The sequence below is a fragment of the Algoriphagus aurantiacus genome, from assembly GCF_035156405.1.
In the GTDB taxonomy this organism is placed as follows: Bacteria; Bacteroidota; Bacteroidia; order Cytophagales; family Cyclobacteriaceae; genus Algoriphagus; species Algoriphagus aurantiacus.
Genome location: NZ_JAXRUT010000004.1, coordinates 24,905 through 47,663, shown reverse-complemented (window position 1 = coordinate 47,663; position 22,759 = coordinate 24,905). Strand labels below are relative to the sequence as shown.

At 39.5% G+C, this 22,759-nt stretch carries 23 protein-coding genes; 13 read left to right on the top strand and 10 right to left on the bottom strand.

Annotation, left to right across the window (positions count from 1 at the left end):
* Positions 1 to 69: 69 nt before the first annotated feature.
* Entirely contained in the window at positions 70 to 1,149 is a 1,080-nt protein-coding gene (gene prfA / locus SYJ56_RS05395) for a peptide chain release factor 1 (RefSeq protein WP_323832615.1), read from the bottom strand.
* A 114-nt stretch (positions 1,150 to 1,263) separates the two neighbouring features.
* Here prfA and SYJ56_RS05390 point away from each other — a divergent pair, with 114 nt between their 5' ends.
* Positions 1,264 to 1,488 (top strand): Kazal-type serine protease inhibitor family protein, encoded by a 225-nt coding sequence (locus SYJ56_RS05390; RefSeq protein ID WP_323832614.1) that lies wholly within the window; start codon positions 1,264 to 1,266, stop codon positions 1,486 to 1,488.
* Positions 1,489 to 1,522: 34 nt separating this feature from the next.
* Here the strand turns inward: SYJ56_RS05390 and glmS are convergent, their stop codons facing one another.
* From glmS to SYJ56_RS05375, 3 genes are all read right to left on the bottom strand, one after another.
* On the bottom strand, positions 1,523 to 3,364 hold the full coding sequence (gene glmS, locus SYJ56_RS05385) for a glutamine--fructose-6-phosphate transaminase (isomerizing) (protein WP_323832613.1): 1,842 nt from the start codon (positions 3,362 to 3,364) through the stop codon (positions 1,523 to 1,525).
* Positions 3,365 to 3,486: 122 nt separating this feature from the next.
* Positions 3,487 to 4,908, bottom strand: coding sequence for a DUF4270 family protein (locus SYJ56_RS05380; protein WP_323832612.1), 1,422 nt, complete (start codon positions 4,906 to 4,908; stop codon positions 3,487 to 3,489).
* Entirely contained in the window at positions 4,829 to 5,647 is an 819-nt protein-coding gene (locus SYJ56_RS05375) for a glycogen/starch synthase (protein WP_146914643.1), read from the bottom strand. Before SYJ56_RS05375 ends, SYJ56_RS05380 begins: the two co-directional genes overlap by 80 nt.
* A gap of 129 nt (positions 5,648 to 5,776) precedes the next feature.
* On the opposite strand from SYJ56_RS05375, the gene panC reads away from it, so the two are divergent.
* From panC to SYJ56_RS05345, 6 genes are all read left to right on the top strand, one after another.
* Positions 5,777 to 6,625: a pantoate--beta-alanine ligase gene (panC, locus tag SYJ56_RS05370; protein ID WP_323832611.1), complete on the top strand. Its 849-nt coding sequence runs from the start codon at positions 5,777 to 5,779 to the stop codon at positions 6,623 to 6,625.
* Between the two features lie 21 nt (positions 6,626 to 6,646).
* Positions 6,647 to 6,994 carry an aspartate 1-decarboxylase gene (panD, locus tag SYJ56_RS05365; protein WP_323832610.1) on the top strand — a complete coding sequence of 116 codons (348 nt, stop codon included), beginning with the start codon at positions 6,647 to 6,649 and terminating at the stop codon, positions 6,992 to 6,994.
* Complete coding sequence (locus SYJ56_RS05360; protein ID WP_323832609.1) at positions 6,994 to 7,998, top strand: lysylphosphatidylglycerol synthase transmembrane domain-containing protein; 1,005 nt, start codon at positions 6,994 to 6,996, stop codon at positions 7,996 to 7,998. Before panD ends, SYJ56_RS05360 begins: the two co-directional genes overlap by 1 nt.
* 31 nt (positions 7,999 to 8,029) lie before the next feature.
* Positions 8,030 to 8,719 carry a zinc metallopeptidase gene (locus SYJ56_RS05355; RefSeq protein ID WP_323832608.1) on the top strand — a complete coding sequence of 230 codons (690 nt, stop codon included), beginning with the start codon at positions 8,030 to 8,032 and terminating at the stop codon, positions 8,717 to 8,719.
* Between the two features lie 97 nt (positions 8,720 to 8,816).
* Positions 8,817 to 9,956, top strand: a complete 1,140-nt coding sequence (locus SYJ56_RS05350) for an acyl-CoA dehydrogenase (protein ID WP_323832607.1) — start codon at positions 8,817 to 8,819, stop codon at positions 9,954 to 9,956.
* A gap of 139 nt (positions 9,957 to 10,095) precedes the next feature.
* Positions 10,096 to 11,022, top strand: coding sequence for a helix-turn-helix domain-containing protein (locus tag SYJ56_RS05345; protein ID WP_323832606.1), 927 nt, complete (start codon positions 10,096 to 10,098; stop codon positions 11,020 to 11,022).
* Here the strand turns inward: SYJ56_RS05345 and SYJ56_RS05340 are convergent.
* The 4 genes from SYJ56_RS05340 to SYJ56_RS05325 all read right to left on the bottom strand — a co-directional run bounded on the left by SYJ56_RS05340 (position 11,008) and on the right by SYJ56_RS05325 (position 13,167).
* On the bottom strand, positions 11,008 to 11,781 hold the full coding sequence (locus SYJ56_RS05340) for a phosphoglycerol geranylgeranyltransferase (protein ID WP_323832605.1): 774 nt from the start codon (positions 11,779 to 11,781) through the stop codon (positions 11,008 to 11,010). The genes SYJ56_RS05345 and SYJ56_RS05340 overlap by 15 nt on opposite strands.
* Positions 11,759 to 12,136: a hypothetical protein gene (locus tag SYJ56_RS05335; protein WP_323832604.1), complete on the bottom strand. Its 378-nt coding sequence runs from the start codon at positions 12,134 to 12,136 to the stop codon at positions 11,759 to 11,761. The genes SYJ56_RS05340 and SYJ56_RS05335 overlap by 23 nt, the downstream gene beginning before the upstream one ends.
* Positions 12,129 to 12,494, bottom strand: a complete 366-nt coding sequence (locus SYJ56_RS05330) for a phage holin family protein (protein WP_323832603.1) — start codon at positions 12,492 to 12,494, stop codon at positions 12,129 to 12,131. Before SYJ56_RS05330 ends, SYJ56_RS05335 begins: the two co-directional genes overlap by 8 nt.
* A gap of 73 nt (positions 12,495 to 12,567) precedes the next feature.
* Positions 12,568 to 13,167 carry a YkgJ family cysteine cluster protein gene (locus SYJ56_RS05325; RefSeq protein WP_323832602.1) on the bottom strand — a complete coding sequence of 200 codons (600 nt, stop codon included), beginning with the start codon at positions 13,165 to 13,167 and terminating at the stop codon, positions 12,568 to 12,570.
* Positions 13,168 to 13,337: 170 nt separating this feature from the next.
* On the opposite strand from SYJ56_RS05325, the gene SYJ56_RS05320 reads away from it, so the two are divergent.
* The 6 genes from SYJ56_RS05320 to SYJ56_RS05295 all read left to right on the top strand — a co-directional run bounded on the left by SYJ56_RS05320 (position 13,338) and on the right by SYJ56_RS05295 (position 20,784).
* Positions 13,338 to 14,060, top strand: coding sequence for an LOG family protein (locus SYJ56_RS05320; protein WP_323832601.1), 723 nt, complete (start codon positions 13,338 to 13,340; stop codon positions 14,058 to 14,060).
* Positions 14,061 to 14,114: 54 nt separating this feature from the next.
* Positions 14,115 to 15,053, top strand: a complete 939-nt coding sequence (locus SYJ56_RS05315) for a lytic transglycosylase domain-containing protein (protein ID WP_323832600.1) — start codon at positions 14,115 to 14,117, stop codon at positions 15,051 to 15,053.
* Between the two features lie 138 nt (positions 15,054 to 15,191).
* Complete coding sequence (uvrA, locus tag SYJ56_RS05310) at positions 15,192 to 18,023, top strand: excinuclease ABC subunit UvrA (protein WP_323832599.1); 2,832 nt, start codon at positions 15,192 to 15,194, stop codon at positions 18,021 to 18,023.
* An 80-nt stretch (positions 18,024 to 18,103) separates the two neighbouring features.
* The gene (locus tag SYJ56_RS05305) at positions 18,104 to 19,156 is read left to right on the top strand and encodes a sensor histidine kinase (RefSeq protein WP_323832598.1); all 1,053 of its coding nucleotides are present in this window, start codon (positions 18,104 to 18,106) and stop codon (positions 19,154 to 19,156) included.
* A 14-nt stretch (positions 19,157 to 19,170) separates the two neighbouring features.
* The gene (locus SYJ56_RS05300; RefSeq protein WP_323832597.1) at positions 19,171 to 19,905 is read left to right on the top strand and encodes a LytR/AlgR family response regulator transcription factor; all 735 of its coding nucleotides are present in this window, start codon (positions 19,171 to 19,173) and stop codon (positions 19,903 to 19,905) included.
* A gap of 123 nt (positions 19,906 to 20,028) precedes the next feature.
* The gene (locus tag SYJ56_RS05295) at positions 20,029 to 20,784 is read left to right on the top strand and encodes a LytR/AlgR family response regulator transcription factor (protein WP_323832596.1); all 756 of its coding nucleotides are present in this window, start codon (positions 20,029 to 20,031) and stop codon (positions 20,782 to 20,784) included.
* A 94-nt stretch (positions 20,785 to 20,878) separates the two neighbouring features.
* Here SYJ56_RS05295 and SYJ56_RS05290 read toward each other — a convergent pair whose 3' ends face one another.
* Positions 20,879 to 21,100, bottom strand: a complete 222-nt coding sequence (locus SYJ56_RS05290; RefSeq protein WP_323832595.1) for a hypothetical protein — start codon at positions 21,098 to 21,100, stop codon at positions 20,879 to 20,881.
* Positions 21,101 to 21,405: 305 nt separating this feature from the next.
* Entirely contained in the window at positions 21,406 to 22,752 is a 1,347-nt protein-coding gene (locus tag SYJ56_RS05285; protein WP_323832594.1) for a PhoH family protein, read from the bottom strand.
* Positions 22,753 to 22,759: the final 7 nt, after the last annotated feature.

Below are 22,759 nucleotides of genomic sequence, written 5' to 3'. Positions count from 1 at the left end.
AATTCTTCAAGTTAATAGCCTAATCGCAAAATCAATAAAATTCAAGAGTAATTTATACAATTCTCAAGCCTAATCCTCTAATCCACTGGTATTCATTCTGTCAAGATTTTCTGCAAATCTCAGTGCGGATATAAAATCCTCAATATGCCCATCCATTACCTCGGGGAGATTATACACAGTTTTGTTGATCCTATGATCTGTTACTCTTGATTGTGGGTAGTTATACGTTCGGATCTTGTCCGATCTATCCCCAGATCCCACCATAGATCTACGTTGCGCCCCTACGGCGTCATTATGCTTTGCCAGCTCGATTTCGTAAAGTCTAGATCTCAATACTTTCAGTGCTTTCTCAAAGTTCTTGATCTGCGACTTTTCATCCTGACAGGTCACAATTAACCCAGAAGGTTCATGAGTCAATCTTACAGCGGAATAAGTCGTGTTTACAGATTGCCCACCAGGACCAGAAGAACAGTACGTGTCTTTTCGGACATCATTCATATCGATGTTTACTTCTACCTCATCCATTTCCGGCAATACAGCCACAGATGCTGCTGAGGTATGAACTCTCCCTTGAGATTCCGTAGCAGGTACTCGCTGTACGCGATGTACACCGGACTCGTATTTCATCCTGCCATATACATCATCTCCTCCCGAAATAGTGGCAATGATCTCTTTGTATCCTCCAGCTGAGCCGAAGGTCAAATCCAATACAGTTAACTTTAAGTTCTGCATTTCGCAGAATCGTTCGTACATGCGAAATAAGTCACCGGCGAAAATAGACGCTTCGTCACCACCGGCACCACCTCTGATTTCAAGAATACAATCTTTGGCATCATTTGGATCCTTGGGAATTAGCAGTAGCTTTAGTTCATTTTCAAGCTCCTCTTTCCTAGGTCTAAGCTCATCCAATTCAGCTTTTGCCATTTCTCTGAAATCTGGATCTTTTTCCTTATCCAGAAGCTCTTTGGAACTGGCTATATTTTGTAGGACTAAACTGTACTCATTATAGACATTTACTATTTTCTCTAAGTCTTTGTATTCTTTGTTTAGCTTGGCATATTTGCTCATATCGGCCATAGACTCAGGCATATTGATCAATTGACCTACTTCTTCGAAACGTTCTTTGATTGATTGTAATTTGTCCAGCATAGTTTTTTTATCGCTGCGCAAAAGTAGGTAAATTAATCCGGAGGCTGAATATCTACTTTAACTATAAAACTGAATTGAAAGTAGCGTCCTGATCAGTAAATACGTTTTAGAGACATGAAGCACACTAAAGTTCTATTTCTTGGAATTGGTATTCTCTGTATCCTTGGATGCGAGGAGGAAAAACCCACTACTGCCTGCATCGACGAGAGTAAAATCATAGATATAACATGTACCACTATACACTTGCCTGTTTGTGGCTGCAATGGTTTGACATATGGGAATTCCTGCTCAGCCGAGAGTGCAGGTGTCAAATCCTGGGTGGAAGGAAAATGCAATTAAAAAAAGGCTGCCCATTTTGGACAGCCTATTCAAGTTATTCTACGGTTACCGATTTCGCCAAATTCCTCGGCTGATCTACGTTACATCCTCGCATCACAGCTATATGGTAAGAGAGCAATTGAAGCGGCACCACAGCAACTAGTGGAGCAAATGCTTCATGAGTCTCCGGGATTTCGATCACATGATCTGCAATTGCCTTCACCTGAGTATCTCCTTCTGTGACTACTGCAATCACTTTCCCTTTTCTAGCCTTCACTTCCTGGATGTTACTTACCACTTTTTCATAAGAACTGTCCTTAGTGGCAATAAAGAAAACTGGCATTTCTTCATCTATCAAAGCGATCGGACCATGCTTCATTTCTGCAGCTGGATATCCCTCTGCATGAATGTAAGATATTTCTTTAAGCTTCAAGGCTCCTTCTAGAGCGACTGGGAAATTGTACCCTCTCCCTAGGTAGAGTGCATTTCTAACATCCTTGTACTCTTCAGCGATATACTTAATAGCATCATTTGATTTCAATGCTTGCTCTACTTTTCCTGGGATTGCCTCTAGTTCATGTAAAAGCTGGATGTATTTACTTTCAGGCAAAGTGCCTCTTTGGTAGCCCAGTTTAAGTGCCATCATAGCAAGTACTGAAATCTGGGCAGTAAACGCTTTGGTAGAAGCAACTCCGATCTCTGGGCCAGCATGGGTATAAGAACCTGCATGAGTAGCTCTTGGAATGGATGATCCTACTACGTTACACACACCAAAAATCGTGGCGCCTTTTGATTTAGCAAGCTCAATAGCAGCTAGCGTATCTGCGGTCTCGCCTGATTGTGAAATAGCGATTACAAAATCTTTTTCACCTATTACAGGATTTCTATACCTGAATTCAGATGCATATTCCACTTCCACAGGAACACGGGCAAATTCCTCGAATAAATATTCTGCTACTAGCCCCGCATGCCACGATGTACCACAAGCAGTGATAATAATTCGTTCAGCATTTTGAAATTTATTCATGTAATCTCGCAAACCGCCGAGAACCAAACGACCTGATTTTGCATCTAAGCGACCTCTCAGACAATCTGCAATTGACTTGGGCTGCTCATAAATCTCCTTCAACATGAAATGCTCATATCCACCTTTCTCGATGGCTTCCAGTTCCATTTCCAGTTGATTGATGTAGGGATTGGTTTCTACGTTCTCAATTGTTTTTATTTGAAGACGATTATTTCGGATTACTGCTATTTCAAAATCATCCAAATAAATCACCTTGTTGGTGTATTCAATAATAGGAGTAGCGTCAGAAGCTAGGAAATATTCATCTTCTCCTACTCCAATCACCAATGGAGAACCTTTTCTGGCAGCAATTAGTGTATCCGGCTCCTCCTTATTGATTAATACTATCGCATAAGCACCTACCACTTTATGAAGCGCAAGTCTAAGCGCTTCCTCAAGGCTGCAATGATTATTTAGTTGTATGTCTTCTATGAATTTGATGAAAACCTCCGTATCAGTATCGGATTGAAACGTGTAGCCCTTCTGCAACAAATCCTTCTTAAGGACCTCATAGTTTTCAATGATTCCATTGTGAATCATTGCTATTTTTTCCGAGGAAGAATAATGTGGGTGTGCATTGGCGTCATTTGGCTCACCATGGGTAGCCCAGCGAGTGTGACCAATTCCAATTTTTGATCCTAAATCAGAAGAGTTCTGAAGATGCTTTTCTAATTCGGATACTTTCCCCTTCTTTTTGTAGATACTTAGACCATTGTTATCCAACAATGCTACACCTGCGCTATCGTAGCCTCGGTATTCTAATCTTCTAAGTCCTTTGATAATTATAGGTAAAGCTTCTTGCTGTCCCACATATGCTACAATTCCACACATAATTAAAAATTCTCACTGTTGATTTGAACTTCTGCAAAGAAACAGCTTTCATGCCAAAAAAAACAATCCACTTTCTTTTTTAATGAAAGTGGATTGCAAGAACTTTATCGAAATCGATTGTACTACCTAGTTTTGGAATAAATCACTTTTACTTTTACCTTGTTTTTATTTACTACAAATTGACGTAGGGAACGTTTAAAATCATCTCCACCTGAATTTGGAAAATTGGTAGTACTTGATGAGGGGATATCTGCATAAAGCAACCAGTCTTTTCTCGTAAGCTTTCCTCTAAACAATGCATTTACATGTGAAGTAATATACTGGCTATAAACCTTATCTTCAGAATTATAGAACAATGCAGTTGGAGAGCTAGTATTTGGGACTAAAACCCCATTTTCATCAGTATAAACCTGAACTTGGCCATCAGCTTGTACTGAATAAGGTATGCCTGTGGAGGTTTCTAGAATTTTATTTGATGCATCTGTAAAATGCATAATAATTGCGTTTGGAGGTATTTGAGTGTCAGGCTGATTATCTATTTCCCCAAGTTCTAATACCACTTGGTTGAATGTAATTCCAGAAAGTGTATCCAAAAAAGCATCAAAAGGGCTAGTGTCCAATTTGATCACCATGCCGAGCATGGACTTCATCCCTACTTTTGAACCTACGTCGTACGCTTTTTGTGTTTCAGTGACCACTTCAGTTGGGGTTCCGCTTCTATCGCTTTTTATACCATTAAAGCTTCTGGAGGAGGCGGTAGAGATATTGTATACCGTAGAAGCAGTATCTCCCTCGCTATGGTAATATACTTTCAATCCTGTAGAACCTCCTATCCCTACCCCAATAGTAGAATTGTCTCCCACTCTTGCTTTTACTGCAATTCCTGGGAAATAATCTCTAAAGGTAAATAGATCGTTAAACTCAACCCCTAATTGCATCTTACTGAAAAGTTCCTCAGCAAACTCCTCTTCTACCTGGAAAGATGCAAGAGAGTCAGTTGCTTCACCAAATACTATTTCCCCAGAGGAAAATGGATTTGATTCATAAGACAGCGCATCAAAATTGTAATACAGCGTATCCAATAATGGTTCGGTCAACTTATGAATAGAATAGTATTTAGGTTTGTCCAACGCTGTCCCACTTATATCCTGAATGTTAAGACTGAAAACAACTGAGTCCAAAAGAGCATCCTGGTCTGGCCTATCAGCGCCTGAGCCTATGGACAACCTGGAATATCCAGTAGCCGATGTCTTTCCAAAGAAATCATCTTCCTCTTCTCCCACTACAAGAATTGACTGGTTGGTGGTATAAAAAGAGTCTAGTAACACTACCTCAGCAGGTAGATCAAACTCCTCGAAAACTACACCGATTTGGTTGTTTCCGGGAGCAAGCTCAATACCAACTGTGGCAGGGTCACTACAAGAACTGATAAGTAATAGGGATATGATGGTCCCAAAGGCCAGATTAACCGGCGAGATTCGTGTAAATATCGAATAGCTCTTCGTGAGCTTGTGCTTCTGATTCTGCTTCAATGCTGATGTCAAACTTCTTGTCTTTTGAGAAATCCTCGATTAGTTGGTTTAATTCTGCGGAAACTACACCGCCTTTGACTACCAAGTCAGCGTACTCCATGCCTATCTTGATAAATCCTGTAAAGTCTTTGCTTTTCAAAGGTGCTAAAATAGCGTCATCTATATCCACCATCTTAACCTTGTTTAACAAATCATCGCCAAAGGTATGAGAAAATCCGTTGTTGTAGATCGCAAATACAGACTTCGTGTCTTTAAATAAAGGCTCGCTTTTGTAAGTAGTCTTCAAATACATCGGGATTAAGCTAGTCATCCAGTCGTTGCAATGCACGATGTCTGGAGCCCAACCCAATTTTTTCACAGTTTCGATAACTCCTTTACAGAAGAAAATCGCACGCTCGTCATTGTCTTCATAGAATTTCTGCTGCTTATCGTGGAATACATGCTTACGCTGGAAGTAATCTTCATTGTCTATGAAGTATACCTGAAGTTTGGCATTGGGGATGGATGCTACTTTAATTACCAAAGGTTTCTCCTCTTCTCCTACCGCGATATTAATTCCTGACAATCTCACTACCTCGTGAAGTCTATTCTTTCGCTCGTTGATCAGGCCAAATCTTGGCACCAAGATTCTTATCTCCATTCCACGCTCTTGCATAGCTTGAGGAAGGGATCTTAAGAAATTGGCGACTTCTGATGTTTGGAGAAAAGGGTTGATTTCACTGGCAACGTAGAGAATACGTAATTTGGACATGCTTATTGGATTTTAAGTTGAAGGTGAAAAAACAACTGCGCAAAGATAATAAAAAAAGCCTTAATAGCCTTGTTTTGTTGAATAATAATATACATTTGCCCCTATTTACCCATACTAAACCCTCTACCAGTGCAAGTAGTCTATGCTGGAGCCGATTGGCACAAATACTGGCTTAATTCCATTAAAAACGATAAATCCATAGGTTTAGTCCCCACCATGGGAGCATTACACGAAGGTCACCTCGATCTCGTGAGAAAAGCCAAAATAGAATCTGATATTGTTGTCGTTTCTATTTTTGTAAACCCTACACAATTCAATAATCAGGAAGATTTTGAAAATTATCCGAATTCATTAGAAAAGGATTTAGATAAACTTAAAAATGAAAATGTAGACTTTGTTTTCATTCCTACTATAGATACTATATATCCAGAAAGTCCAGTTTTGAGTATCAATTTTGGGGATCTTGAGAATGTTTTGGAAGGAGTCTTTCGCCCAGGCCACTTCAATGGAGTAGGGATAGTCGTTTCCAAACTGTTTAATATAATTAGGCCCCAGCAAGCTTTCTTTGGGCAGAAAGATCTCCAACAAACAGGAATTATTAGAAGACTTATCAAAGGCCTTTCGATGGACATTGGGCTGGTAATCGTACCTACTCGACGAGAAAGCGATGGGCTGGCAATGTCCTCTAGAAATTTACGTCTCTCCTCAGAAGAAAGGCATCAAGCTTTGATTTTAATTAACAGTTTGCAAAAGGCGAAGCAGGAACTTTTGTCCAATAGGTCATGGTTTGAAGTGCAGAATCAAATCATGAGCGATTTTGAGGAAATGCCAATGGCTAGTTTAGAGTACTTCGAACTGATTCATCCTGAGAGCTTTGCGAGTTATACCGATTTTGACCCAAGTCAGAAATCGTCAATTTGTGTAGCCGCTTACATAGGAAAAATCAGATTAATCGACAACCTGTCAATAATTCCTTAATTTTGCCGCAAAATTAAACCAATGCAAATTCAGGTACTGAAATCCAAGATTCACAGGGTCAAGATTACCCAGGCGGAACTGCACTATGTAGGCTCAATCACCATTGATGAGGATCTGATGGATGCCGCAAATCTTATCGAAAACGAGAAAGTCCAAATCGTCAATGTAAATAACGGTGAACGACTGGAAACTTACGTGATCACAGGCGAAAGAGGCTCAGGACAAGTTTGTCTTAATGGTCCAGCCGCAAGAAAAGTGCAGGTAGGTGACATCATCATCATCATTTCCTACGCAGGAATGGAACTAGAAGAAGCAAAAAAATTCAAACCTGTTTTGATCTTCCCGGACGAGCAAAATAAACTCATTTGATGAGGAACAAATACTTTAAGCAATTTATCCAGATTGTAATTTCTTTAGGAATTGCAGTCTGGATTTTTTGGTTTTTATATAAGGACATCGCTTTTGAATCATTGATTGACCAAATAAAATCAAGCAACTGGGCTTGGATTTTAGTATCGCTCTTAGTCTCAATACTTGGGTATTTCGTGAGAAGCTGGCGCTGGACATTGTTAATTGATGCGGAAGAAGGGAAGAATGTCACGCTAAGTCGTGCCTATCACGCAGTTATGATAGGCTACCTAGTCAATATGCTCATACCTCGGGCCGGTGAAGTAGCCCGATGCGGGGTACTCACCCGGACTAATGGAATCTCCGTTGGTTATTTGTTCGGTACTGTAATAGTAGAACGGAGCGTAGATTTACTTTGTCTTGTCTCGGTCATTGTTTTAGCATTTTTAGTAGAAAAAGACCTGTTCTTAGATCTCGCCATCCAATTAGTAGATATAGAATCTTTAGGACAAAGTATACTATCAAATCTCCCGATTGTAGTAGGGGGGTTGGCTATTCTTGTGCTCTTGGTACTTTATATCTTAAAGCGGTTCCGTGACCATGGATTAATCAATAAACTTCAACATTTCTTCAGAGAGATCCTGTCGGGACTAAAGCGCATTGGCAAATTATCAAACCCAACTGGTTTTTGGATTAGCTCAGTTTTACTTTGGGTAATTTATTTTTTGACTATGTACACTATCTCTCTTGGAATCCCAACAACTGCCAATTTGTCTTCTGGAGAAATCCTTTTAGTCATGGTAATGGGCAGCATTGGCATGATAGCACCAGTTCAGGGCGGTATTGGAACCTTTCATGCTTTGGTGGCCTTCATTTTGATACAATTGGGTATCTCGGAAATTGATGGGAAAATATTCGCTGCAATAATCCACGGGACTCAGGTAATCCTTGTATTAGGGGCTGGTCTTGTAAGTTGGTTAATAATGATGAAATTGCCCTCATGGATAAAACCTGAGCAAAATTAAAACGTATTCAACCCTGCAAACAAAATAACATATGATACTTATTCTAATCGTTGTCGTATTCGCAATTGCCGGATTTGTGGTGAGCAGAAAGCTCAAGAGCAAATTCAAGCAATACTCTCAGGTGGCTCTAAAAGCCAACCTGTCAGGAGCGGAAATAGCCAAGCTAATGCTTGCTGACAATAACATTTCTGACGTACAAGTTCTTTCTGTGGAAGGACAACTGTCAGATCACTATAATCCTCAAAATAGAACAGTCAATCTAAGCCCGGATGTGTATTATGGAAGAAATGCTGCCGCAGCAGCAGTAGCATCTCACGAATGCGGCCACGCTGTACAGCATGCTACTTCCTATGCCTGGTTGAATTTAAGATCCACATTGGTTCCACTTCAAAACAGCGCTGGAAAAATCCTGAATATAGTTTTAATTGCTTCTCTTTTTGGCGGGTTTGCCTTAGGGCTTCCTTACGAATGGGTCGGCTTTATAGTGGTAGGTGCCTATAGTATAATGACTCTCTTTACCATAGTTACATTGCCTGTAGAGTTTGACGCCAGTAATCGGGCACTTGCTTGGGTGAAGACCAGAAATATCGTGACACCTGATGAGTATGCCATGTCCAAAGATTCTTTGAAGTGGGCTGCAATGACTTATGTGGTGGCTGCTTTAGCTTCTATGGCGACATTGGCCTATTACATTTTCATCTTCTTTGGAAATCGGGATTGATACAGATCAAATAAAATTCTGGAAGAGGGGCAAGCGTTGTCCCTCTTCTTTTTTTGCCATATATTCCTATCCGATAGCTAAACCCAAATAGAATATTATGCAATTTGAATTAACAGAAGAGCAACTCGCCGTACAAGAAGCTGCGAGAGATTTTGCAAAAAATGAGCTACTTCCAGGTGTGATCCAACGGGATATTGAGTGTAGATTTCCTGCAGAGGAAATCAGAAAAATGGGTGAACTTGGCTTCATGGGAATGATGGTCGATCCCAAGTACAGTGGAGGCGGGATGGATACTGTTTCATACGTCATTGCAATGGAGGAATTATCTAAGATAGATGCTTCAGCATCCGTAGTAATGTCTGTAAATAATTCATTGGTTTGCTGGGGATTGGAAAAATATGCCTCTGAAGCTCAAAAGGAGAAATATCTTAAGCCACTGGCGTCTGGTCAAAAGCTTGGCGCTTTTGCGTTATCCGAACCAGAAGCAGGTTCTGATGCCACTTCGCAAAAAACCGAAGCCTATTTTGACGGCGATCATTATGTCTTGAATGGCACCAAAAACTGGATTACAAATGGCTCTAAAGCTGATACGTACTTGGTTTTTGCCCAAACAGATCAAAGTAAAGGACATAAGGGCATCTCTGTTTTTATCGTAGAAAAAGGTTGGGATGGCTTTACGCCAGGTCACAAAGAAGATAAGCTGGGCATCAGAGCATCTGATACTACTTCGCTCATGTTTACAGATGTGAAAGTGCCAGTGGAGAATAGAATTGGAGATGAGGGCTTTGGATTCAAATATGCCATGGAAACGTTGAATGGCGGAAGAATAGGCATAGCAGCACAAGCCCTCGGTATAGCAGCAGGAGCGTATGAGTTTGCCCTGGCTTATTCTACAGAACGCAAGACTTTTGGCAAGCCGATTAGTCAACATCAAGCTATTCAGTTCAAACTTGCAGATATGGCAACCACTATAGAAGCTGCGAGACTTTTGGTGTATAAAGCGGCATGGGTGAAAGACCAGGGACAGGATTACTCTCATGCATCTGCTATGGCAAAACTATACGCTTCACAAGTTGCAATGGATGTAAGTATTGAAGCCGTTCAAATACACGGAGGCTACGGATATGTACGAGAATATCATGTAGAACGCCTGATGAGAGATGCGAAGATCACACAGATTTATGAAGGGACTTCAGAGATTCAAAAAATAGTCATATCTAGAGGCATCCTCAGGTAGTAATTATTTTGCTCAAAAAAGGGGTATAGTGAAATAAAACTATGCCTTTTTTTATTTTTTTAACATCATGTAGAAAAAATCCGTGAATATTCGTTAGAAAAATTATATTTTTGTTATTCTGTTTTTTTAATACTTATTCATGGAATATTACAACAAGGTAATCGAATCAGTCAATGTTAGGTTTATTAGAGGAAATAATTTCCGAATAGAAAAACCTATTTCAGTGAATGATTATTCTGAATCGGATAATACACTGATTTTACTTCACCATGGTACGCTCAAGTTTGGTGAAGATCAAGAGCTACTTAATGAAGGAGAGGTGCTTTTCCTCCCTGCTGAACAAAAGACCAAGCTTACATTGAGCAGTGGTTCAAAAAAAGGAGAAATAACTAAAGATCAATTTCAGGAGAATAAGAAAAAGTATCTGCAGAATATAAGCTTCAGAGATATAAAGAGCACAGAAGATGACTGTATTTCCATTCTTGGATTTGAGTCAAAAGTCTTTGATGTTGTTAATTTTTTTAATTCGCTAGATATTCCTCCATTTATTATCCGTTTTAATGATCGGTTGGCTACTATAGTTGAGGATCTAATGAAGGAAGTAGAAGTGAGTAATGTGGGAAAAGAAAGAGCATTAAAATCTCTTACAGAACTACTCGTAATCGAACTTCTTCGTCATATTCTAAAAAACAGATTGTTTTTAGAAGAGCTTTCCACAAATGCTACTTATTTCAAAGACCCTCGCCTGATTGATTTGTTCAATTTCATCAAGACCAACTTGGGTGGGGATTTGTCGAATAAGATTCTTGCTAAGGTGGCTAATGTATCTGAAGATTATGTGGGACAGTATTTCAAAATGCTGACGGGTATCAATCCCCAAGATTACATAGAATACCAACGAATGGAAGCCGCTGTAGAGCTTTTAAGAACTACGAAAAAATCAATTCGAGATATTGGAAAGGAAGTAGGCTACAAAGACACCGCTTATTTCTGCCGTAGATTTAAGATGATGTACGGAGTTCCTGCTGGTAAAATGAGAAGAAGAGAGTCTTTAATTAACGTTTAAAGACAAATTCAAAAGCACTTTATAATCTAAGACCTCAGCCAAAAAACTGGGGTCTTTTTCTATAGCGTTACCAACCACTAGTAGATCAGCACCACTTTTATAGGCAGTTTTTACTTTATCCAACGAATCTAGTCCACCTCCCACTATAATTGGATTATTGGTCACCGACTTTACGGATTTTATCACTTCTCCAGACACTGGAGATTTAGCTCCGCTTCCTGCATCCAAATAAAAATATTTCATCCCCAAATAGAGCCCTGCAAGAGCTGTAGCTTTAGCTAAGTTAGGTTTGGAATTTGGTAATGGAAGTGTTTGACTGACATATTGCACGCTGGTGATTTCGCCCTCATTTACTAGCATATAAGCTGTTGGAAGGGCCTCCAATTTCATTTTCTTCACTATGGGTGCTGCTAACACTTGATGGCCTATGAGGTATTCTGGGTTTCTTCCTGATATCAATGAAAGGAATAAAATAGCATCTGCCTCTTCGGCTAGCTGCATCTGAGAACCTGGAAAAATTACTACTGGAATTTCTCCAGCAATTTTCTTGACTGCAATTACTACTTCCCGGAAATTATCACGGCTAAGTTGGCTTCCACCCACAAAAATTAAATCTAAACAGGAATCCTTAACCCAATTATATTCTGTCTCAAAAAGGTCCGGGTTATTAAACTTGTCCGGGTCAACCAGCCAAGCCAATCCTTTTCTTCCAGAAGTATGAAGCTCTTTTAAAATCTTACTGACTCTGTTCCTTGGCATCGTCCGGCTGAGTATCAAATAGGTTAGGAAGAAATTTCTCCTTGGCAAAAGCAAGTCCCAAAATCAAGAGTCTTTGACCCATACTTGGCCAAAACCCAGATCGGGAACCCTCAGTGAGCTTTTTCTCAATTTCCCTGGTAAGCAAACCTTCTCTCGCGAGAACTGCCATAGCCTCCTCCGTTTTCTTGTCTTTGCGCTTATTGCGGGATTTGATGATGAATAAAGTGATCAATCCACCTACTAAAACAACACCACCAATTTTTAGCCAATCTCCGGATTCAGCTTTAAAAAGTTCTACCTGTCTAGCGAGCGTCTGCTCTAATTCCTCTTCTTTTTTCACCAAGTCCTTATTCATTTTCTCGACGTTTTTTAAAAATTCTAACTCTGAAAATAAACCCTTTCAAACCTTTCTGCATTTTTTCCTCTGTAGGATCATGATCTCTCAACAGATATAAAATCAATAATATAGCCAGATAAAGTAACCCTACTAACAGGAAGCCCATGTGAGGAGATTCAAAATATTGGCTCAGGAAAAAAGCCAAAGACAGGCTCAAAAACAATAAAACCAAGAGGAGACTTCCTCCCATCAAAATCAGAAATATCATCCTGGTTAATATACCAGCTACCTGATCCTGTATTTCCAGTTTGACCATATCTACCTTGGTCTCTACTATCCCTCTGACAGTCTGTATTATTTCTCCGATTTTTAGCATAATTAAAAATTTGTGAAACGTTACCCTTGTAATAATATGGTACAATATACTCCAATTGGCAGGAGCAAAAAAATTATGCAATCACATCAACTTCCTGCTCCTGATAGAATTTATATCTCAAAACTAATTCCAATGCAAATGCAATAGCTTCATTTATAGTGAACTGTTGGCAGAGGGACTGGTCAATCTCTTCCAGACGGGAATAAAAGGCAGTTGCCAGCGGAATATCCATGTCTGTATTTATTCTTTCGCTTGTTCTTAGGTAGTCTTCGGCTTTCTCTTCCTTCAATACTTTGCAGATAATGAGGTCTTTTTTGCCATATTTGGTTCTACGCGCAGATGCGGCAAACAACCTGCAGATCATGCCTCTGTTACTATGGTTACCACAAAATCCTTTGGTTCCATCAGCTGACTGTGATCTATACATGACACAGCTAGCACCCTCATCTTTACCTTCAAGCAAAGTCAATGTTGATTCGGCAATGCCTTTGTAGTAAAGGTCAAAGGCCAATGGAAGGAATTCCAGCGGGGAAGCAGGGACTTTTGGATTTGCGCAGCAAAAGCCACATCCAGACACACAGCTTAATCCACTCTCAGATACAAATTGTTTTGTTTCTGACTCTAGCTCACCAAACACGTTCAGCGTAGCTTGAGATTTTTCAGCGAGATTCATCTCTTTTTTCAAATAGGCTGCAAAAATACACCAGACTCAGTTGATTGATTCCAATAAGTCACTATTTTTTTATATTGAGAGTCAGCCATTTAACATTCTATCAACTGAATAGTAGGGAATACAGCGTCCATTTCAGCAAAGAGATCGTTTTCTTTAATAAAAAGAAGGATATGAGTAATCTAGATAATCAAAATGAAGAAGATAAAATCCGCCTCGCATTCAAGGAGCGGGATTGGAGTGAAATAAAAAGTGCAGATTCCTGGGTGATTTTTAAGGTCATGTCTGAGTTTGTAGAGGGATTTGAAAAGCTGGCTAAAATCGGTCCTTGCGTTTCAATTTTTGGCTCTGCTCGAACACCTAGAGATCACCATCACTATAAAATGGCCGAGGATATTGCCGCCAAACTTGTTCGCCATGGTTATGGAGTCATTACAGGCGGTGGTCCCGGAATCATGGAAGCAGGTAATAAAGGAGCACATTCCGAAGGAGGAAAGTCAGTTGGTTTGAATATCGTATTGCCTTTTGAGCAGTTTGATAACATTTACATTGATCGTGATAAACTGATGACCTTTGATTACTTTTTCGTTCGCAAAGTAATGTTTATCAAATATTCCCAAGGATTTGTAGTGCTTCCAGGGGGCTTCGGAACGATGGATGAATTTTTTGAAGCCTTGACATTAATTCAGACCAATAAAATCGGAAGATTCCCTATAGTACTCGTAGGTAAATCTTACTGGGAAGGATTGGTAGATTGGATCAAAAAAACATTGCTGACTCACCACTACATCAATGAAGCGGATCTAGAGCTTTTCTCCGTTGTAGAAGATGCAACTGAGGCTGTGAAAGTGATAGATGAATTCTACAATAAATATTTGCTCAGCCCAAATTTCTAATCTCCTTCACTAGCCAAACCGACCGGTTGCTGTTTAGAAACGTATCTTTAGTAAATGAATAGATTTCACCTAATTGCCCTGTACATCTTAGTAGTTCTCTGCCTGGCAATGTCGGGATATGCGATTTGGAAAACTCCCAAAGAGCTAACTACAGAACCTAGCGTAGCAAATGTTCAAATGCTACAATCTATGCCACTAGCATCTAGAGACTCTGTTCGCCTTTTTGACCTTCCAAAAGAATTGACATTTGCAGGGGAAATGGTTCCATTGGAGATAGAAGATGTTAAAGAACGATTAGAGAGAGAAATCTATGTGAACGCCTATTGGCAATCCAACATGATTTTGCTGATGAAGCGCTCAAGCAAATTCCTTCCCGAAATAGAGAAAATGCTGGAAGAAAACGGCATTCCAGATGATTTCAAATACCTCGCGATGGCAGAATCTGCCTTAATGAATGTGACCTCCTCAGCTGGTGCAAAGGGTTTTTGGCAGATATTGGAATCGACAGGCAAGGAATATGGATTAGAAATCACAAATGATGTAGACGAAAGATACCATCTCGAAAAGGCCACATTCGCTGCCTCTAAATACTTTAATAAAGCACATGCTAGATTTAGAGATTGGACAGCTGTAGCTGCCAGCTATAATATGGGGCAATCAGGATTTTCGAGAAGACAAGAAGATCAATTGACCAAGAACTATTACGATTTGTACCTAAATGATGAGACAAGTAGGTATTTGTTCAGAATATTAGCTTTCAAAGTGATTTTCGAAAATCCGGGCAAGTTTGGGTTTCATCTGAGAGAGTCAGATTTTTATAAAAACCCTAGTCTCAGGGCGATTCAAGTTGATTCAGACATTAAAAATCTCGCAAATTGGGTTAAGCAACATGGGAGTACATATAAGGATCTGAAACTTTATAATCCTTGGCTTCGAGATGAAGATTTGAACATTAAACGAGGTAAAAGTTATGAAATACTTCTACCTGAATAATAATAGAAGAAATACTCTAACGTGTACCAAGATACTTATTGAACCAATCCTATTTTCTCTGGTTATACTCTTTGGATTTTGCTGCCTTGTCCAGCTGAAAATTCGTACCTTTGCCGTTTCAAAATTGCCCGCCGATTTATGAGTAAAGCCACTTCTGCTCAGGAAGAATACATAGAGATTTTTGGAGCCCGAGAGCATAATCTTAAAAACCTAGACCTAAAGATTCCCCGGAATAAGCTTGTGGTAATTACAGGCCTAAGCGGTAGCGGCAAGAGCTCATTGGCTTTTGATACCATCTATGCCGAAGGCCAACGCCGCTACATGGAATCGTTCTCTGCTTACGCAAGATCATTTCTAGGGGGTATGGAGCGTCCTGACGTGGACAAAATCAACGGGTTATCTCCCGTGATAGCCATCGAACAGAAAACCACTTCCAAAAATCCTCGCTCTACTGTAGGCACAGTCACAGAGATTTACGATTTCATGCGATTGCTTTATGCAAGAGCTGGCGAAGCGTATTCCTATTTGACAGGTACAAAAATGGTCCGCCAAACAGAAGATCAGATCATTGATTTGCTGTTTACTAACTTTTTAAACAAAAAACTTTACATTCTTGCCCCAGTAGTAAAAGGAAGAAAGGGACATTACCGAGAGCTTTTTGAGCAAATCCGTAAAATGGGATTCTCTAAAGTGCGCGTAGATGGAGTGGTGATGGAAATGGCGCCCAAAATGCAAGTGGATCGATACAAGATCCATGATATTGAGATAGTAATTGACCGAATCGTAGCTGAAGAATCTGACCGTTTTCGCATCACTCAATCGCTGAAATCTGCGCTACAGCATGGTAAAGGAGTCATTATGATTCGCGATGAAGAGGGGGAGATTCATCACTTCTCGAAATACCTGATGGATCCTGAGACAGGGCTTTCTTACGAAGAACCTGCGCCAAATACATTTTCTTTCAATAGTCCATACGGAGCATGTCCTACTTGTAATGGGCTTGGGATTACCGAAGAAATCACTCGCGAGAGCATTATTCCAGATCCAAAACTTAGTATTACCAGAGGAGGAATAGCACCTCTTGGTGAATACCGGGATATTTGGATTTTTAAGAAAATAGAAGCTATTCTAAAGCACTACAAGTGCAGTATGAGTACACCAATTAAGGATCTGCCAGAAAAGGTGGTTGAAATCTTACTTAGCGGAGACAAAATAGAAGTAGCTGTCGATTCTGTTAAACACCCAGGAACCAAATGGCATACTACTTTCGAAGGCATTATTAACTTTTTGAAAAAGTATCAGGAGGGCAGTTCAGACAAAATCCAGGATTGGGTAAGTGAATTCACTATTACGCAGACCTGTCCAGATTGTCATGGCTATAGACTTAAGCAAGAGGCCTTACACATTAAAATAGACCAAACTCACATTGGCCAATTAGCCATGATGGACATTCGTTCATTGGGGGAATGGTTTGAAGGTTTAGAAACAAGACTTTCGGAAAAACAAAATGTAATTGCAGCGGAAGTCTTAAAAGAGATTCGGAAAAGAATCGGTTTTCTTCTCGATATAGGGTTAGATTATCTATCGCTCAATAGACCCCTTCGGACACTTTCGGGTGGTGAAGCACAGCGAATTAGACTAGCTACGCAAATAGGCACACAGTTAGTCGGCGTGCTCTATATTCTGGATGAACCAAGTATTGGACTACATCAACGTGACAATGAAAAGTTGATTCAAGCTCTTCAAAGCTTAAGAGATCTGGGTAACTCAGTCTTGGTAGTGGAGCATGATAAAGACATGATGCTGGCTTCAGATTATATACTAGATATGGGGCCAGGTGCTGGACGGCATGGAGGGCATATTGTTTCAGATGGAACCCCGGCCGAAATCTTACAAACAAAAGGGCTTACCGCAAAATACCTTGCAGGAAAGATTGGATTACCAATCCCAAAAGAACGACGAGAGGGGACAGAAAAAGCACTATTCATTAAAGGAGCAACTGGTAACAATCTCAAGAATATCGATCTCAATCTTCCTTTGGGCACATTGATTTGTATCACGGGAGTTTCAGGAAGTGGAAAAAGTACCTTGATTCATGAGACTCTTTATCCTATCCTAAATCAGTACATTTACCATTCTAAGAAAAATCCAATGCCTCACAAAAGTGTAAGTGGGCTGGAGCATTTGGATAAGGTAATCGAAGTGGATCAATCTCCTATAGGCAGAACCCCTCGCTCTAATCCCGCCACTTACACAGGCGTGTTTTCTGATATCCGGACACTTTTTACTGAACTTCCGGAAGCCAAAATAAGAGGCTACAAACCTGGACGATTTTCTTTCAATGTAAAGGGAGGAAGATGCGAGGATTGTGAAGGTGCGGGAATGAAGCTGATTGAAATGGATTTTCTCCCAGACGTACATGTGCCATGTGAAACCTGCAAAGGAAAACGTTATAATCGGGAAACGCTGGAGATCCGGTACAAAGGAAAATCAATTTCTGATGTACTCGATATGACTGTGGAACAAGCGGTAGAATTCTTCGATAAACTGCCAAAAATCCTCAGAAAAATAAAGACGCTAAATGACGTGGGTTTGGGTTATATTACCCTCGGGCAGCATGCCACCACACTTTCTGGAGGAGAAGCTCAGCGGGTCAAATTAGCAACAGAGCTCTCCAAAAAAGATACGGGAAAGACGTTCTATATACTTGATGAGCCAACTACAGGGCTCCATTTTCAAGACATTGAATTATTGATGCTTGTGGTAAATGGGTTAGTAGCAAAAGGCAACACCGTCTTGATCATCGAACACAATATGGATGTGATCAAAATGGCAGATTACATTGTGGATTTGGGGCCTGAAGGAGGAAACAAGGGTGGAACAATCGTGGTTCAGGGAACTCCTGAAAAAGTAGCTGCCAACGCTAAAAGCTACACAGGTAAATTTCTTAAAATGGAATTAAATAGCTAACAAGGGGAATAATCAAGGGTATCCTCCTTTTATCAAATTAAAAAAGAGGGGACAACTGCGTTATTTATCTTTGGGCGATTATGAACAGAATAAGGCTCTATTGGTTTTTACAGATACTTGGATGGGGAGGGTTTGCCTTATTGAGTATCTTTTTGGCAGATCTTTCCCAAGGTGTTACCTCCGTTCAAATTTGGGCATTTATAGTCTTCGCAGCAACTAACCTTATTTCTACTCATTTTCTACGTTATATAATAAAAACCTACAACTGGTTTAAGCTTAGCATTCCTCAGCTTTTATTCCAATCTTTTCTGGCAATCATCGCACTATCTTTTGTTAATATAGTAGCGCAGATATTAATCAATATTGCCTTTGGAACACTTAATCCTGCAGAAGATTTCAAAATATTAGTGATACTGGCCAATATATTTCAGGCAAGTCTATTGTTTGCATTATGGTTTGTAATGTATTTCTTAGTACACTTTTTAGATAATTACAATACTACGTTGAAATACGAGGCTAAAATCAACGAAATAAGGCTCAACCACCTCAAAAGCCAACTTAATCCGCATTTTATTTTCAATGCGCTCAATAGCGTGAGAGCCTTGGTTGATGAAGATCCTATCAAAGCAAAAACTGCCATCACCAGAATCTCGAATATGCTACGCTTTTCCCTGATGATGGACAAAAAACAAACCATTGAATTTGGCGAGGAACTTAATACCGTAAAGGACTATTTAGAACTTGAATCTATTCGTTTTGAGGAAAGGCTGAAGGTAGTATATCATATTGAGGATGAATCGTATAGTTATAAAATTCCTCCCATGATGCTGCAAACCATTGTGGAAAATGGCATTAAGCACGGCATCTCAAATCTGGTGAAAGGCGGAGAGATTGAAATCAAGTGTAGGGAAGGTTTGCACGATGATTTATATATTCAAGTCAAAAATAGTGGTCAACTCACACATCAGCCTTCATTGAACTTTGATGATGAGCAAGGTCACGGGCTAAGTAATACTGTACAAAGACTTAAGTTAATATATGGGGATAAAGCAAGCTTCCGTATCTTCAACTCAGGAATACAATTCGTTATTACTGAAATAAAAATTCCGAAACAAAAAGTTACATTCAAATAACAAACTCAACAAAAATGCGAGCCATTGTAATTGATGATGAAAGATTAGCACGTAAAGAGCTGATCACTCTTTTAAATCAACTAGAAAGTGTAGAAGTAGTAGGCGAAGCGGTAAACGTAGATGATGCCAAAGAAAAAATTGATCAATTAAACCCTGATGTCATTTTTCTAGATATCCAAATGCCTGAAAAAACCGGATTTGAGCTATTAGAAGAATTGGATAATGTCCCTCATGTGATATTTACTACCGCTTATGATGAATATGCTTTGAAAGCATTTCAAGTTAATGCGCTGGATTATCTACTGAAACCAATTGAGCCAAAGCGTCTTGAGGAGGCAATCACCAAGCTTCAAGGGAAAGTAGATGGTTATTCCAAAAGTGAAGAAACATCAACCTCTAATAGCCAAAAGAAGCTTACGCTAGACGACCAAGTTTTCGTCAAAGACGGAGATAGATGCTGGTTTGTAAGGCTTTCCAACGTTCGTTTGTTTGAGTCTGATGGTAATTATATTAAAGTGTATTTTGACAACTTTAAGCCAATGATACACAAATCTCTAAATGCACTGGACGAGCGTCTGGACGAAAAATCATTCTTTCGTGCAAGTCGAAAACATATCATCAACCTAGGCTGGGTAGAGGGGATAGAGCCTTGGTTTAATGGTGGACTTGTAGTCACGCTTAGAGGAGGTGACAGAATTGAGGTCAGTAGAAGACAGGCTGCACGATTCAAAGAAATGATGAGCCTCTAAAAAATTTCATATCCAATAAAAAGCATTTGATTATCAATGATAATTTGTGTAAATAGAAAGTAATTGCTTTTATAGCATGAAAAATTACTTTTCACCACAAAACGCAACGTCTGCCACAATCTTATGAAAGAAGAGCGGATTTTAATCGTCGAAGACGATGTCAGCATCGCAGAAAATATTCAGGAAATATTAGAACTCCTGGGATATGTCAACACGGACATCGCTAATTCTGCAAATCAGTGTATTAAAATCATCAAGAAATATCGTCCTGATTTGATATTTATGGATATCAAACTCAAAGGAGATAAAGATGGAATAGAGCTTGGAGAAATCGTAAAACAAATGGTGGATGCACCACTGGTGTATGTGACTTCTTATTCAGATCCTACCATTATTGAAAGAGCAAAGCGAATAAATCCAGCTGGATTTATTGTTAAGCCATTCAATACAAATGATATTCATGCTATCGTAGAGATTGTTCTCTATAATAAGAGAACAAAGCCAGTAAGTGAAGTAGCTGCTGTTAATACATCAAATGACAGTCCTTATCTAGTGACTGATGCTGTATTCATTAAAGCTGACAACGCTTTTGAGCGAGTTTCTTATGATAATATTTATTATATAGAAGCTAATGGGAATATGGTGACTATTTTCACTAAAAATAGGGATTACCATATCCGAAAATCAATGAAGGAAATCGAAGAAATCCTTCCTTCTCAGTTTTTCCTTAGAGTACAAAAATCTTTTATTGTACATCTAGGACAAATAGAAAGTTTTAATACTAAAGAAATCACACTTCACTCGGGAGTAATTGTGCAGGTAGGCCGACAATACTATAATAGTTTCCTCGCGAAATTAAGTACCATCACAGAAAGCTAAAAAAAGGCGGGTTATTACCCGCCTCTTTGATTAACCAATCAACCAAATCTACCCTTACGAGCATTCGTTATGGGATTTTCACCCAATTAGATTATCAAAGGACCGAATGCTCGGTCTTTATTTTTTTTAATTCATAGGCTTGTCCAGCGTCTGAATTAGATGATGTGCCAAAATTGTTAGTTGGTTCAGTATATTCAATAAGGGCAGCATGCTGTGTAAGATTTGTCTCTACTTTAGCTTTCCAAACTATGGTAATCGCCATTACGAAGCCCAATGCAGCACAAATGTTTTTCTGGGAAAATAGTGAAGTTATCATGGCAGTAATAAGTTGGTTTAATTTCTATATTCTCTATATGCCAAAAAGTGACCCAAAATCACAAGTACTTAATAATCAATATTTTAAATTAAAAATTGTTTAATTCCATGTACGATAACGAACACCAGTAACCCAGAGATGAACATTTATTTCATGACGGGTAGGTTACAGAAATGATTAAATTTTCACACTTATCCCAAAAGCGTAGCTCTTTAGTTCAAAAAAATATCATCTACACATTATTGCAGCTAGCGGTTAAAGTAAAAAAGCTCCAAATGGAGCTTTTTTAACAAATAAATAAAGGCTTATAAAAGCTCGTTTGCAAGATTAGCCAGCTCCGAGCGTTCCCCTTTTTCCAGTTTAATATGCGCATAAAGCGGGTGATCTTTTACCCGATCAATCAAATAGGATAAGCCATTCGACTGGGAGTCCAAGTAAGGTGTATCGATCTGGAAGACATCACCAGTGAAGATGATTTTGGTATTTTCTCCCGCTCTTGAGATAATCGTCTTGATCTCGTGAGGAGTTAGGTTCTGTGCTTCATCTACGATAAAGAAGATATTAGACAGAGAGCGACCACGTATATAAGCCAATGGCTGAATAACGAGTTTCTCCTGATTCACCAACTCTGTGATCTTCTGAAACTCCTTATCCGTTTCCTTATATTGATTTTGGATGAATTTCAAATTGTCCCAAAGTGGTTCCATATACGGATTCAACTTTGACTTAATGTCTCCTGGCAAATAGCCGATGTCCTTATTACTCAATGGAACAATCGGTCTAGCCAAGAAAATCTGCTTATACTCTCTTCTTTGCTCCAAAGCTCCCGCCAAAGCCAGCAAGGTCTTACCTGTACCAGCTACTCCTTGGATAGAAACTAAGCGGATATTTGGATTTGTGATCGCGTGGAGTGCAAAAGTTTGCTCAGCATTCTTTGGTTTAATATTATAGGCAAGTTTTTTATCAACTCGCTCGAGTATGCTTTCCTCAGAATTGTAATAAGCTAAAACAGAATTTTTATCACTTTTTAAAATATAATAAGCATTGGACTTCCTCTTTCGCGTTCCTAGGACAGTTTTTGCTTCTATATATCCTTGATCATAAAGTTTGTTGATATGCTCTGGATCTATATTATCAAGAATATATTTCCCCGTATTTTCGAGCTCAACAATATTCTTGATTTTACCAGTTTCATAATCTTCTGCCAGCAAATCAATGGATTTGGCCTTTAAGCGGAGGTTAATATCCTTACTGACCAAGATAACCTTTCTGCCTTTTTCGTGCTGCTTGAGGTGCAAAGCACAGTTTAGAATCTTGTGATCGTTTTTCTCCTCGCCAAAAATTTCATTGGCATTGATCTGATTTTCTGGATTCATCAGCACCCTAAAATTCCCCTTGGTCTTCCCGTTCAACGGAGTCCAATTGTGAATCATATGATCCTGTGACAGTTTATCCAGCAATCGGATGAATTCACGGGCTTCAAAATTCTTGGTATCATTGCCTTTCTTGAATTGATCAAGTTCCTCCAGCACCGTGATCGGGATGACCACATCGTGCTCGGCAAAGTTCATTATGGAGTTGTGTGCGTAAAGGATCACGGAGGTATCCAGCACAAAGATTTTCCGATCTTTATCGGACTTGGCTCTAGGCATGCGCAGG